Origin of the sequence: Erythrobacter sp. NAP1 (assembly GCF_000152865.1) — a bacterium.
Lineage (GTDB): Bacteria > Pseudomonadota > Alphaproteobacteria > Sphingomonadales > Sphingomonadaceae > Erythrobacter.
In genome coordinates, this window is sequence record NZ_CH672390.1 from 2,623,940 (window position 1) to 2,636,586 (window position 12,647).

The 12,647-nt window shown below is 61.0% G+C and carries 12 protein-coding genes; 2 read left to right on the top strand and 10 right to left on the bottom strand.

The window, feature by feature from the left end:
* Positions 1-13 precede the first annotated feature (13 nt).
* The 6 genes from NAP1_RS12520 to NAP1_RS12545 all read right to left on the bottom strand — a co-directional run bounded on the left by NAP1_RS12520 (position 14) and on the right by NAP1_RS12545 (position 5,819).
* Positions 14-1,417: a S41 family peptidase gene (locus NAP1_RS12520; RefSeq protein ID WP_007165678.1), complete on the bottom strand. Its 1,404-nt coding sequence runs from the start codon at positions 1,415-1,417 to the stop codon at positions 14-16.
* A gap of 166 nt (positions 1,418-1,583) precedes the next feature.
* A complete protein-coding gene (locus NAP1_RS12525; protein ID WP_007165679.1) occupies positions 1,584-2,822 on the bottom strand; it encodes a murein hydrolase activator EnvC in 1,239 nt (412 codons plus the stop codon).
* A 4-nt stretch (positions 2,823-2,826) separates the two neighbouring features.
* Entirely contained in the window at positions 2,827-3,249 is a 423-nt protein-coding gene (locus tag NAP1_RS12530; RefSeq protein WP_007165680.1) for a 23S rRNA (pseudouridine(1915)-N(3))-methyltransferase RlmH, read from the bottom strand.
* A 117-nt stretch (positions 3,250-3,366) separates the two neighbouring features.
* Positions 3,367-3,780: a ribosome silencing factor gene (rsfS, locus tag NAP1_RS12535; protein ID WP_007165681.1), complete on the bottom strand. Its 414-nt coding sequence runs from the start codon at positions 3,778-3,780 to the stop codon at positions 3,367-3,369.
* Between the two features lie 90 nt (positions 3,781-3,870).
* Complete coding sequence (locus NAP1_RS12540) at positions 3,871-4,512, bottom strand: nicotinate-nucleotide adenylyltransferase (protein WP_007165682.1); 642 nt, start codon at positions 4,510-4,512, stop codon at positions 3,871-3,873.
* Positions 4,513-4,529: 17 nt separating this feature from the next.
* Positions 4,530-5,819 carry a glutamate-5-semialdehyde dehydrogenase gene (locus tag NAP1_RS12545; RefSeq protein ID WP_007165683.1) on the bottom strand — a complete coding sequence of 430 codons (1,290 nt, stop codon included), beginning with the start codon at positions 5,817-5,819 and terminating at the stop codon, positions 4,530-4,532.
* A gap of 383 nt (positions 5,820-6,202) precedes the next feature.
* Between NAP1_RS12545 and NAP1_RS12550 the strand changes: the two genes are divergently transcribed.
* Together NAP1_RS12550 and NAP1_RS12555 are read left to right on the top strand one after the other, a co-directional pair.
* The gene (locus NAP1_RS12550) at positions 6,203-7,234 is read left to right on the top strand and encodes a M23 family metallopeptidase (RefSeq protein ID WP_241761218.1); all 1,032 of its coding nucleotides are present in this window, start codon (positions 6,203-6,205) and stop codon (positions 7,232-7,234) included.
* Between the two features lie 55 nt (positions 7,235-7,289).
* Positions 7,290-7,700: a polymer-forming cytoskeletal protein gene (locus tag NAP1_RS12555; protein ID WP_007165685.1), complete on the top strand. Its 411-nt coding sequence runs from the start codon at positions 7,290-7,292 to the stop codon at positions 7,698-7,700.
* 68 nt (positions 7,701-7,768) lie between these two features.
* Here NAP1_RS12555 and NAP1_RS12560 read toward each other — a convergent pair whose 3' ends face one another.
* From NAP1_RS12560 to NAP1_RS12575, 4 genes are all read right to left on the bottom strand, one after another.
* A complete protein-coding gene (locus NAP1_RS12560) occupies positions 7,769-9,436 on the bottom strand; it encodes a long-chain fatty acid--CoA ligase (protein ID WP_040465017.1) in 1,668 nt (555 codons plus the stop codon).
* Positions 9,437-9,548: 112 nt separating this feature from the next.
* Positions 9,549-10,370, bottom strand: coding sequence for a DUF1013 domain-containing protein (locus NAP1_RS12565; RefSeq protein WP_007165687.1), 822 nt, complete (start codon positions 10,368-10,370; stop codon positions 9,549-9,551).
* Positions 10,371-10,526: 156 nt separating this feature from the next.
* Positions 10,527-11,624, bottom strand: a complete 1,098-nt coding sequence (locus tag NAP1_RS12570) for a glycosyltransferase family 1 protein (RefSeq protein WP_007165688.1) — start codon at positions 11,622-11,624, stop codon at positions 10,527-10,529.
* Positions 11,621-12,568: a UDP-2,3-diacylglucosamine diphosphatase gene (locus tag NAP1_RS12575; RefSeq protein ID WP_371170297.1), complete on the bottom strand. Its 948-nt coding sequence runs from the start codon at positions 12,566-12,568 to the stop codon at positions 11,621-11,623. The genes NAP1_RS12570 and NAP1_RS12575 overlap by 4 nt, the downstream gene beginning before the upstream one ends.
* Between the last annotated feature and the right edge of the window lie 79 nt (positions 12,569-12,647).

The following is a 12,647-nucleotide window of genomic DNA, read 5'->3' on the forward strand; positions in this document are numbered from 1 at the left end:
AGCGCGTTCCTGACTAGGGGCGCTTCATCGCAGGAGCAGGACGCAGCGCCACCGAACTGGCGGTGGTGCGGCGCAGGGTTTCGAGCGCATAATGCAGCTGGAAGTCCTCTACACCCTGCTCTTCAAGCTGTTCGGAGGTCAGCTGGAAGCGCGGATCATCGATCCGGTCGTCTTCCATTTCTTCGTCAGCAATGCCCAGCTCGTTGATCAGGTGGCCGCGCAGATCGGATTCGCGCGTCTGATAGCGTTCGCGTAGCGCATAATCCGGATCGGAAAGCTGCGGCACCCGAATATCGGGCGCGATGCCGCCTTCCTGAACCGACTTGCCGTTCGGCGTGAAATAGCGAGCAGTGGTCAGCTTGAGCGCCGAGTCCGGACCGAGCGGCAGAAGCGACTGGACCGAACCCTTGCCGAAGCTGCGCTGGCCCATGATCAGCGCGCGTCCGTGATCCTGCAGCGCGCCCGCCACGATTTCGCTTGCCGAGGCAGAGCCTGCGTCGATCAGAACGATCATCGGCACGTCCTTCGCGATCTGGCCCATAAAGATCTGTGCCTGATCGCGGCTCATCCGGCGGCGTAGATAGTAATTAATGTCGTCGGCTTCGAACTGGAACGTCTCGCCCCACGAACGCCCACGCTGCGAGACAATCTGGCCTTCATCGATGAAGAGATCGGTCAGCGCGACGGCTTCGTCGAGGCTGCCACCGGGGTTTGAACGCAGGTCAAGCACGAGACCGCTCATCCGGCCCGTCGCTTCGGTCTGAAGCGATTGCCAGGCCTCGAAAACGTCGCGACCGACATCGGCGGAAAATTCGTTGACTGAGATCAGGCCGATATTGCCTGCCTGAAGCTCGTAAGTGACCGGCTCGAGCTCGATCACGCCGCGGGTCACGTCGACTTCGAACGGCTCGTCGCGGCCTGGGCGGAAGATAGTAAGCTGGATCGAAGTGCCGGCTTTGCCGCGCATACGGGCGACTGCATCGTCGAGATCGCCGCCATAGATGAGATCACCGTCAAGGTGGGTGATGAAGTCGCCCGCCTTGATGCCCATCTGGTCTGCGGGGCTGCCCTTGAACGGCGAAATGACCTTCACCGCGCCGTCTTCGAGGATCACCGAAAGGCCAAGCCCCGAATAATTGCCGTCGATCAGCGTGTTGAGACGCTCAAGATCGCTTCCATCGAGATAGGCGCTGTGCGGATCGAGCGCTGCGAGCATTCCATCGATCGCGCCGCGAACGAGCACTTCGTCCTCCACCGGCTCTACATAGTTGGCCTGCACGCGCTGCATGATCGTGAATATCTTGGCGATTTCGGTTCCTGCGCGGGCATCGACCTGCGCCATGGTGGCCGTGGTGGCGGGAACAAGCGCAACAGCGGTGACAAGCGCGGCGCTACGAAGCAGAGCGGCAATTTTCATGTGAGTGGAGGGCTCCTTTCGAATATTAACGTATAGGCAAGCGCGCATTAACGCCAGATAACATCGACGAGCGTTATGCTGCGTCCCGCGACGGGGCAGTCAGCCATAGTGAAGTTACGTGCAGCGCTGCGAGAGTGACGCATACTCGCAGCCATTGGCGGCGCGATTAACCAAGATAATTGAGCGGGTTGACCGGTTCGCCGTCACGGCGGAGCTCGATTGTGAGCGGCTGACCGGCATTTCCAGCATTGCCGAGCGGCGCTCCACCGATGACTTCGTCACCGACCTCGGCATCAACACTCGCCAGTCCGGTCACAAGGCTCGTCCAGCCGCCGGGATGCTCGATGATCACGATTCGTCCAAAGCCGCGATAGGGGCCAGCAAAAGCAACCCGGCCTGACGCTGGCGCCACTGCGAGTGCGCCGGCAGCAGGTGCAAGCGTTAGTCCGGTTGCACGGAGGCCGCTTTCGCGAAGTTCACCGAAACCGGCGAGTGTGCGGCCCTGGACGGGAAGTTGAAATGAGCCGAGCCGTGCACCTTCGCCATCCGTATTCGGCGATGGCGCTGCGCCGACCTGCCCTTCGACAGCTCTCGAGATATCGCGCGGACGCAGGATCGGACCGGGCAGCGCAGCGAGTTCGCGCCGAAGCCCAGCCGCTTCGTCCAGCCGATCAATCAGCCCGTCGAGATCGCGTGCCTCCTCTGCCAGTGCGAGTGCACGCTCCCCCTCGCGCACCGCGTTGCTGCGGGCTTCGCGTGACGTCAGGCGTTGACGCGTCTCGAGCGCTGCCAATTCGGCGCGGCGTGTCTGCAATTCCTGCTCGCTCGAGCGAAGGTTGTCGATTGCTCTGGCCGCGCGCGCTTCGAGCCGCCGACCTTGTTCCAGCTCACCGCGCAACGCAGCGGTGCGCTGGCGGATTTCCGGCACAGCCGATGCGAGAACTGCGCGGACGTAAACGAGGTCCTTCAAGGACCCCGGTTGGAGCGCCGAAAGCGCGAGCGGGCGGCGCGAGCTTGTCTGCAATGCGCCGGTCAGGCGAACAAGCGGTTGCTGACGCTGTGCAAGCCGGGCCGAAAGCTTGGCGCTGTCCGATTGGGCAAGCGAATAGCGCGCGCGCGCAATCGCGATGCCAGCCTCGGCTGCCTGAATTTCCGCCGCCAATGAAGCGGCCTCGCGGGCGGTCTTTTCGGCTGCCTCGGTCGCCGACTCAGCTTCGCGAGCGAAACGGTCGGCGCGCGCCTCGGCCTGCTGGCCCTCTCTGGTTGCTCGTTCAAGCTGGGCCTGAGCTTCGTCCGGTTCGAGCAACACCGGGTCGCGCTGCGCCCAACCCTGCGGAGCGGCGAACAGCAGGGCAGCGCAAATCGCGCCGGCTGAAACCAAAAGAAGAGAACGAGCCCGGCTCATTGACTCAACCTGCCCGATGATAGGGGTGGCCTGCAAGAATGCTGGTGGCGCGGTAGAGTTGTTCCATCAACATCGCGCGCGCTAGCAGATGGGGCCATGTTGCGGGTCCGAAGGCAAGCAGCAAATCGGCTTCGAGGCGCTCCTCCTCGGAGTGCCCATCAGCAGCGCCGAGCACAAAGCGCGTCTCGCGCGTACCCGTGTCCCGCCAATGCTCGAGCGTTGAGGCAAGCTTTTCGGACGAAAGCGCTTTCCCGCGCTCATCAAGCAGTACGGTTTTGTATGGAGTTTGCGGCTCTGGAATCTTGCCGCCGCTTTCGGGCAATTCGGTCAATTTGACCGGCCAGGTAAGTCGCTTCTCATACCTTGCGACCAGCTCCGCCTCTGGAGTGCGAGCAATCTTGCCGCGGGCGATGACATGAAGAAGCACAGGCACTTACCCTGAAACGAAGGGTTGAACGGGCAGCTGCCCGCCTTCAGGTGCCCAAGCCGGGACGGCTTGACGCAGCACCGAGGATGCTCACCCGGATGGATGAGCGAGGAACAGTTATGCGCTTCCGGCTGCCTTTTCGCCGCCTTCGAACGACCACATGCGCTCGAGATTGTAAAAGCTGCGCACTTCGGGCCGGAACAGGTGAACGACAACGTCGCCTGCGTCGATGAGCACCCAGTCTGCTGCGGGAAGCCCTTCGATCCGTGCCGGTCCAAAGCCGGCTTGCTTGACCTTTTCTGCAAGTTTTTGCGCCATCGAGGCCACCTGACGGGTCGAGCGACCGCTGGCGATCACCATGTGATCGGCAACAGAGCTTTTACCTTCGAGCGGGATTGAGACAATTTCCTGTGCCTGGTCATCGTCGAGTTGGCGCATGACGAGGTCATGCAGGTCATCATGGTTTATATCAGCGGGCATTGAAGCAACCGGTTTGAGTGTGTCGGCCGAAGCCGTGTGTGCCTGTGTCATAGGCAAGTTCAGATCTCCAGATTGTGGGATTAAGATGGGCGCCGGCGCGCTGTTTCGCAAGGGTGACGGTCAAGCGTAAGGGATTACCCCTCATGCCGTACCTTCTCCCGATATGTTGCGAAAAGTCAGCCGGTCACGCACCGCCTTACCGCGATATCGCTGGGCCCAATCAGGGTTGTCACGGCGGATGGCCGTGGCCGATCGTGGGTCCGGATCGAAACGCATTAACACCAGGGCCGGTGCGCTCCATTGCCCCCGTTTCCGAATGCTGGCGGCAGGCACCTTATGTTGCCTGAGCCAGGCCATGGCGGGGCTCGTCATAGCCTCACGACTATAGCCGGGCCGATCGATGACTGCAATCGGCATGGTTCTCGCGATGGCGCGCCAGTTTTTCCACCGGTGAAATTGAGCAAGATTGTCCGATCCCATGAGCCAGACGAACTGCCGCTTGGGATAGCGCCGCACGATGCGACCCAGCGTTTCGTGGGTGTAGCGCGTGCCGAAATGTGCCTCTATCGCGGTCGGCACGATCGGCACGCCGCGCGCCTGCTCGCGCGCGGAAAGGAGCCGGGCGGCAAGCGGCGCCATGCCCGTCTTGGGTTTCAGCGGATTTCCCGGCGACACGAGCCACCATACTTCATCTAGGCCGAGCTCCTCCTTGGCGAAGAGCGAGATGCGCCTGTGCCCGCCGTGAGCAGGATTGAAGCTGCCTCCAAGAAGCCCCGTGCGCATGCCCCGTCCGATTGCCCTTAAGGGCGCGCCTGCCCGCTGCCGCGAACCAGCCACTTGTAGGTGGTGAGACCTTCAAGAGCGACGGGCCCTCGAGCATGCAGGCGTCCGGTTGCGATGCCGATTTCTGCGCCAAGCCCGAATTCCCCGCCATCTGCGAATTGCGAGGATGCGTTGTGCATGACGATGGCGCTGTCGACGCGGGCGAAGAATTGCTCGGCGACTGCGTCATCGGAGGTGACGATGACATCGGTGTGCGCCGATGAATGGCGCGCGATATGCGCTGTTGCTTCATCGAAACCGTCGACCATCGCGACCGAGACGATTGCATCGAGATATTCTGTGTCCCAGTCATTCGCGCTCGCGGCAGTGACGCGGTCGTTGAGTGCCTGAATGCGGTCATCACCGCGCACTTCGACACCGGCATCAATCAGCGCCTTGATAAGTGCCGAAGCGTCCGAAAAGTCGCTGTCGATCAGCAGCGTCTCCATCGCACCGCAAATGCCGGTCCGGCGCATTTTGGCGTTAAGCGCAATGTCGCGCGCCATCGTGGGATTAGCCGCGGAATGGATGTAGGTGTGATTGATGCCGTCGAGATGAGCGAGCACCGGAACACGCGCATCGGACTGAACCCGCGCGACGAGACTCTTCCCGCCGCGGGGGACGATCATGTCGATGAGGCCCGATGCCGTCAGCATCGCGCCAACCGCCGCACGGTCTTGTGTGGGGACCAGCTGCACCGCTTCTGCAGGCACGCCGCCTTCGGCAAGGCCAGCCGCCAGGCTTGCGAGGATGGCTCGGTTGGAGTGAACCGCCTCGCTTCCACCACGAAGCAGGGCAGCATTGCCCGCCCGCACACATAGTGCAGCGGCGTCAGCGGTCACATTCGGGCGGCTTTCGTAGATGATGCCAATCGTTCCGATCGGTACGCGAACGCGCGACATCTTGAGCCCGTTAGGACGCTCGGACTGGTCGATCACTTGGCCAACGGGGTCAGGCAGATTAGCAACGGCCTCCACCGCCGACGCGATGCCTTCGAGGCGTTCTTCGTCGAGCTTCAGCCGATCGAGCATCGCCTTTGTGAGGCCGTTCGCCTCGCCTGCCTCGATGTCCTTGGCATTCTCGGCAAGGATGGTTGCCGCATCCGTGCGCAGCTGCTTGGCGGCAAGCTTGAGCGCGTTGGCGCGCGCATCGCTAGAAATGGCGGCAAGCACGCGCTGCGCCTTGCGAGCGGCGCGGGCGAGCTCTGCGATAAGGAGTTCGGGATCTTGAGTATCGATTGGGGCGATAGGGGTAGCTAGGGTGTTCATGCGGCGTCCGATAGCAGTGATTGATGGCGCTGTCAGGGTTCCCGCAAGGGAATCACCTAGCCGCCTCTTGGCGGGCTCGAACTTACCGTTCGGACAGGGATTGGACGCCGAAAACACACGAATTTTAGGATCGTTCCATCGTTGTGAACGTTTCGCCGCATTTTGGCTTCAACTCAGCCCTCGCATTAACACTTCGATTCGACCACCCGCGTGCAACTTGGTAGCCCTCGCTTCGCAATAAAAACACAACAGTTGCCGGGGCCGTTTTGTCAGAATCAAAAAGTTCACGCTCTTGGAGTGAGAAACTGCGCGAGTGGTTTCCCGACCGCGAATTCTTTATGCGGTCACAGGGGCAAGTTCGCTTCATCAAAATCTCGTCGCGCATGCAGAAGGGTGCAGCACTTGGCGCAGTGCTGTTCGCAACCGGCTGGGCCGGTTCGATGGGCGTCATGGCGTGGAACAACTACGTCGCTGAATCGAACCTTGCATCGTTCCAGAGCGAAAAAGCAGAGGTCGCCGATCACCGTCAGCGGCTTGAAGCGTATGGCGGCAATCTTGAACGCGTAGTCGATGACCTCAAGGCGCGTCAGGACGTGCTCGATGCAATGAGCGAAATGCTTCCTGAAGACATCCAGACCGTCGACACCAATGTGACCGATTCCTCGGATGAAACCGCGAAGACGGTCAAGCAAGTCGGCGCGATGTTCCCGCAGGCCGTTGGCCTTGCACAGGTGGAAGCGCGTCAGCTCGCATATGTCGAGAACATGACGCGCTATGCCGACTGGCGCGCCAAACGCGCAGAAGAAGCGCTTCGCAAACTCAACCTCGACCCGCGCGAAATGACCCGCGCCACCCGCCGCGTCGCGCAAAACGCGATGGGTGGTCCGCTCGAACTGCTCGCCACTTCCGCTGACGGCTCGCTCGATCCGCGCTTTGAGCGTCTGGGGTTCAGCCTCTCACGCATGGCAGAACTTGAGCTCGCGCTTGAAGGCGTTCCGCAGGTCGTTCCGGCTGCCGACCAGCGCATTTCTTCGCGCTTTGGCTATCGCCGCGATCCCTTCACCCGCCGCAGCGCGATGCACAACGGTATCGACTTCAAGGGCCCGCACGGCTCGCCGATCTATGCCGCAGCCAAGGGCCGCGTGACTTTCGCCGGCCGCAGGGGTGGATACGGCAAGTGCGTCGAGATCACGCACACCAATGGCATCATGACCCGCTACGCTCACCTGTCTCGGATTGACGCGAAGGTCGGGCAGTCCATCGAAGCGGGTGAGACTCTTGGCGGTCTTGGCAGCACAGGTAGATCGACAGGTCCTCACCTGCATTTCGAAGTTCGAGTCAACGGACGCCCCGTAAATCCGCGTCCTTTCCTGGAGACAGCTCCCGATGTTCTCAAAGAAGCCCGCGGCAACTGATAATTCGGCCCCGCCCGCTCCGCGCGCACCCGCCCCCAAATCCCAAGGACGCAGCATGGCAAACGGTAACTCCACCTTTTCGGTGATCGGTTCAGACGTAACGATCAAGGGCGATGTCAGCGCCTCGGTCGACCTTCACATCGACGGAACCATCGAAGGCGACATCAAGTGCGCTTCGATCGTTCAGGGTGAAGGCAGCGCTATTCACGGCGCCGTCATGGCAGACACCGCCCGCATGTCGGGCAAGGTTGTCGGTTCGATTGCCGCCAAGGAACTCGTTATTCTCAAGACCGCCGAGATCGAAGGCGATGTGCATTATGATGCGCTCACCATCGAACAGGGCGCGCAGGTCGATGGTCGCTTCGCACCCAACTCGCATCGCCAGACCAAGCCGGCTCCTGCGCCAATGAAAAAAGAAGCATCGAGCGCCGACGACGCGCAGGCAAAGCTTCAGATCGCCAACTGACGATCACAGCCTAGCGAATTCAATAACGCCGCTGGCCCGGGAGGGTCGGCGGCGTTTTTCTTTGTCTGTCAGAGAACCTCGGCGCGCAGGGCCTTGCGGTCGAGTTTGCCGATGATCGTCTTGGGTAGCTCCTTGCGGATCACCACCTGATCGACCCGCTCGTGCTTGCCGATCCGGTCGTTGAGCCAGCCCTTGAGAGCATCGGCCCCGATATCGGTCTCGGGATCTTCAAGCGTTACGTATGCGCGTGGTACCTCACCCTTGTAGTCGTCGGGCACACCGATCACGAGCGCTTCCTTGATCGCCTCGTGCTTCAGGATCGCATCTTCGACCACGCTCGGGAACACCTTGAAGCCGCCCACTGCAATCATGTCCTTGATCCGGTCGACGATTTCGAGAAACCCGTCTTCGTCCATCACCGCGACGTCGCCCGTGCGAAGGTAGCGCTTGCCGTCTCGCTCGACGAAGACGTCAGCATCGGTTTCGGGCCTCTGCCAATATCCGCGCATCACCTGCGGGCCGTGGACTGCGAGCTCACCCGGCTCACCGTCGGGCGCGAGCTTGGTCGGGTCTTCCTTGTCGAGCAGTACGATTTCAGTGCCTGCTACGAGTTGTCCGATCGTGCCTTTCTTGCGGGTCCCTTCGTAAGGATTGGTCGAAACCACGCCCGAACTCTCCGTCAGGCCATAGCCTTCCACCACGCGCACGCCGGTGACCTCTTCGAACTTGGTGTGAACCTGCGCCGGCATCGGGGCACCGCCCGAAATGCATACCTTGAGCGATGAAAGGTCGGTTTTCGTCAGGTCGGGATGATCGAGCAGCGCCTGAAACATGGTTGGCACGCCGGGAAAGCCGGTCGCCTTGTATTTCTGGATCGTCTGAAGAACCTGCTTTGCCTCGAAGCGGGGCACCATCGCGATCGAGGCGCCCGCCGCAACCGCGTGGTTGAGTAGCGCAGTGTTCGCAAATACATGGAAAAACGGCAGCGCCCCCATGAAGACCTCCTTGCGCGGGTCTTCGAACGGGTTGATCGCGGCGACTTGTTGCGCGTTCTGTGTCAGCTGGCTGTGGCCGAGCATCGCCCCCTTAGGCCGCCCGGTTGTGCCTCCGGTGTATTGGAGGAGCGCAAGGTCATCGCGGCGGTCGAGCGTGGCCTCACCCTCGGGCCATGACCGCAGCATCTCGCTCCACTTGAGCGTATCGGGACCCCAGGCCACGTCAGCAATCTGGCTTCGCTTGAAGAGTTTGAGCGCCAGCCCCTTCACCGCCGGAAGCATTTCCGAAAGCGAGCCGACAATCAGCGTTTCAAGCGCTGATCCCTCGAGAACCTTCGCTGCCGTGGAATAGAGTTCAGGCACATCGAGCGTCACAAGCACTTTCGTCCCGCTATCGCCAACCTGCCATGCAAGTTCTTCGACCGAATAGAGCGGCGAAAAGTTCACCACCACCGCGCCAGCCATCATCGCGCCGTAATAGGCCGAGGCGTAGATCGGTACGTTGGGGAGGAACAAGCCGATGCGGTCGCCCTGCTCCACACCCATCGCGATCAATCCGGCGGCGAAGCTCTTCGCCTCGCGCTCGATCTCGCTGTACGAATATGTTCGCCCCAGAAAATGAAGGAACGGCGCGTCCGGATTGTGAGCGACAGTACGCGCCAGCATTTCGGGCAGGGACATTGGTTCGAATGTCGCATCCCAGGGGGTCGGATGGTGATAGCTGGCGGTATTTACATTCATGTCAATAACATGACCGATCTGCGAGCGATTCTCAAGCGAATGGTGCGGCATCGGGCACAAAAAAGGGCGGCGCCGCAATGTGCGGGGCCGCCCTTTCTAACTGAGTGAGCAATCAGGCGTTGTCGTCGTCTTCCGGCTCGGGCGCGGTGACGGCCTCTTCCTCGCTCGGCTCCGAAGGAGCGAAGGCGGGAGGGGTCACGCTGTCCGGGGGCGTCACGCCATCTTCGCCAGCAGCTTCGGCAGCGCGCTTCTGAGCGAGCCATGCTTCGGCTTCGGCTTCCTGAGCGGCTTCGGCAGCAGCCTTCACGTTGGCTTCACGTTCTGCGCGAAGCTCTTCGATCAGCTTGTCCTTGTCGCTGCGATTGTCTTCGCCAACGACGGTTTCGGCTTCTTCCGTCACGCCAGCGCGCTTGGCTGCCTTGGCAACGACTGCGTCGAGTTCACGCTGCGAGCACAGGCCAAGGGTCACTGGATCCTTGGGCTGGATGTTCTGGATGTTCCAGTGCGAACGCTCGCGAATCGCGCCGATCGTATTGCGGGTGGTGCCGATCAGCTTCGAAATCTGCGCATCCGACACTTCCGGATGGTTGCGCAGAATCCATGCGATCCCGTCGGGCTTGTCCTGACGCTTCGACACCGGGGTGTAACGCGGGCCCTTGGTCCGGGTGACTTCAACCGGCGCCTTGTGCATCTTGAGCGCGTATTCGGGATCGGCCTGACCCTTCTCGATCTCTTCGAGGGTCAACTCACCCGCGTGTACAGGGTCGCGGCCCGTATACTTGCTGCCTGCAAGGTCGTCTGCCATCGCCTGGACTTCGAGAATGTGCAGGCCGCAAAATGCGGCGATCTGCTCAAACGAAAGGCCGGTGTGGTCGACCAGCCAGGTAGCCGTGGCGTGCGGCATCAGCGGCTTGGGCTGATCCTTTTGTGCCATGGGGAAATCTCCGTTCAAAATATAAGGGCCGCCCCTTGCGGAGCGGCCACTGTGCGAGTGTCAGATAGGCTAAAGAGGTGCGCGCGGCAAGGGAAAGGGTGCTCCGCGCCTAAAACTGGTGATCGGTATGGCCCCAATCCGGATGTATCGTGGCCTTCAAATCGCCGACACTGCCCGCAGCGAGACGCATTCCTCATCGGCCAAAGGTGCAAGACCGGAGAGGAATTGCTGCGTTGCCGCCTCCCATGAAAATGATGCAGCGTGGGCAGTACAGGCCGCTCGGTCACGGGTTCGTGCCGTTGCAATCGCCTTGGCCAAATCCGCGTCCATGGCGCCGACAGTCTCGTTCAGGATGTCGACCGGTCCGCTCACCGGAAAGGCAGCCACTGGAGTGCCGCATGCTAGCGCTTCAATCATAACGAGTCCGAACGTGTCGGTTTTGCTCGGAAACACGAACACATCAGCTGCAGCGTAACAGCCAGCAAGTTCGGCGCCCGTGCGTTTACCAAGGAAGACGGCCTCAGGAAATTTCGCCTCAAGCGAAGCGCGCGCCGGTCCGTCGCCAACCACGACCTTGGTCCCCGGATGGTCGCATGAAAGAAAAGCCTCGATGTTCTTCTCGACAGCTACCCTCCCGACATAAAGGAGGATGGGGCCACCGAGGTCGGCGAGCTCTAGCGGCACGGGCGCATCAGGCGAGAAGCTGGCAAGGTCGACACCGCGGCTCCAATGCGCGAGCTGCGTAAGTCCCTCACCGCGCAGTTCCTCGCGGATGCTTTCGGTTGCGACCATCACACGCTCGGCAGGGCCATGGAACCAGCGGATGTAAGGCCAGAAGACGCTCGCTGGCAGGCCAGTGCGACGCGAGATATAGTCAGGAAACTGTGTGTGATAGGCGGTGGTGAACGGCACCCCTCGCCCAGCGCAATATCGCCGCGCGGCAAATCCCAATGGTCCCTCAGTCGCGATATGAACTGCATCAGGAGTGATTCTCGCCAGTTGCCTTCCCACCGCACCCGGAAGCGTCAGGGCCAGCCGGATCTCGGGATAGGTCGGTGCGGGGACGCTGTGGTATTGCTCAGGCGAAATGACCGTGACGTCATAGCCCCAGCGGCGCAGAATTTCGCACGTCGTGGACAAGGTGCGGACCACCCCATTGACCTGCGGAAACCATGCATCCGTCACGATCGCGATTGATTGTGGTCGTTCCGCCGCTGCTAATCGCGCGGGAGCGATCTTTGCGGACATATTCATGCCGCCTCCTGTTCGCGGCTTTCGCTCGGTTCTTGATCGGGGACAACGGCGCGGTCGCTATGGCGCGCGCGTGCCGCGATCACGTCTGCCCAATTGATGATCTCCATCGAACCATCGTGATGCTCGACCAGAGCGTTGCACCCTTCCACCCAGTCGCCATCGTTCCAATACTCGACCGTCTTTCCGCCAAATTCGAACTCGCGGGCTTCCGCTGTGTGAATGTGGCCGCAAACGACCCCGTCGACACCGCGCTCTCCAGCAGCCTTGGCCACGACTTCTTCGTATTTCCCGATGAATTCGACCGCGTTCTTCACCTTGTGCTTGGCTGCTTTCGAAAGAGACCAGTAAGGTAGGCCCATCGCTTTTCGCACGGCATTCACCAGCACGTTGAGCTTCATCGCGGTGATGTATGCCCAGTCACCAACGAAGGCGAGCCAGCGTTGTGAGAGCATGACCGCATCGAATTCGTCGCCGTGAAGAACCATCAGCCGCCGTCCGTCGACCGTGTCGTGAAAGGCAGCGCGGCGGATTTCGATGCCGCCGAAGTTCAGCCCAGTGAATTGGCGGAACATCTCATCATGGTTGCCCGGAATGTAGACGATCCGCGTACCGCGCTTGGCGCGCTTGAGCACGCGCCACACAATGTCGTTGTGAGTGGAAGGCCAGTAGAACTTCTTCTTGAGACGCCACCCGTCGATAATGTCGCCGACAAGATACATGACATCGCTGTCGGTGTGGTCGAGGAAGTCGATCAGCATCTCGGCATTGCACCCCTTGGTGCCGAGATGAACATCGCTGATCCATATGGTGCGATACTTGGTGCGATTAATCCCTTCCGGCTCGGGGGCGCTGAACCGAGAATTGATCTGCGACACGGGGAGATTTGCCACATTTCCGAGATCGGAGAAGTCGCCAGATTTATCCTGCAGCATGAAGTCGGTCATGAACGCGCCTTTTCGCAATGCGATGCATTTCAAAGGCATCCATGGCACGCCAATGTTACAGGCGATTCACAAGGCGGTG

Excerpts from the sequence above, each read along its gene's own strand:
- NAP1_RS12570 (WP_007165688.1), bottom strand. The coding sequence starts at position 11,624 with ATGAATATGTCCGCAAAGATCGCTCCCGCGCGATTAGCAGCGGCGGAA.
- NAP1_RS12560 (WP_040465017.1), bottom strand. The coding sequence starts at position 9,436 with ATGAATGTAAATACCGCCAGCTATCACCATCCGACCCCCTGGGATGCG.
- NAP1_RS12550 (WP_241761218.1), top strand. The coding sequence starts at position 6,203 with ATGCAGAAGGGTGCAGCACTTGGCGCAGTGCTGTTCGCAACCGGCTGG.
- rsfS (WP_007165681.1), bottom strand. The coding sequence starts at position 3,780 with ATGACACAGGCACACACGGCTTCGGCCGACACACTCAAACCGGTTGCT.
- NAP1_RS12575 (WP_371170297.1), bottom strand. The coding sequence starts at position 12,568 with ATGACCGACTTCATGCTGCAGGATAAATCTGGCGACTTCTCCGATCTC.
- NAP1_RS12540 (WP_007165682.1), bottom strand. The coding sequence starts at position 4,512 with ATGCGCACGGGGCTTCTTGGAGGCAGCTTCAATCCTGCTCACGGCGGG.
- NAP1_RS12565 (WP_007165687.1), bottom strand. The coding sequence starts at position 10,370 with ATGGCACAAAAGGATCAGCCCAAGCCGCTGATGCCGCACGCCACGGCT.
- NAP1_RS12555 (WP_007165685.1), top strand. The coding sequence starts at position 7,290 with ATGGCAAACGGTAACTCCACCTTTTCGGTGATCGGTTCAGACGTAACG.
- NAP1_RS12545 (WP_007165683.1), bottom strand. The coding sequence starts at position 5,819 with ATGAACACCCTAGCTACCCCTATCGCCCCAATCGATACTCAAGATCCC.
- NAP1_RS12520 (WP_007165678.1), bottom strand. The coding sequence starts at position 1,417 with ATGAAAATTGCCGCTCTGCTTCGTAGCGCCGCGCTTGTCACCGCTGTT.
- NAP1_RS12525 (WP_007165679.1), bottom strand. The coding sequence starts at position 2,822 with ATGAGCCGGGCTCGTTCTCTTCTTTTGGTTTCAGCCGGCGCGATTTGC.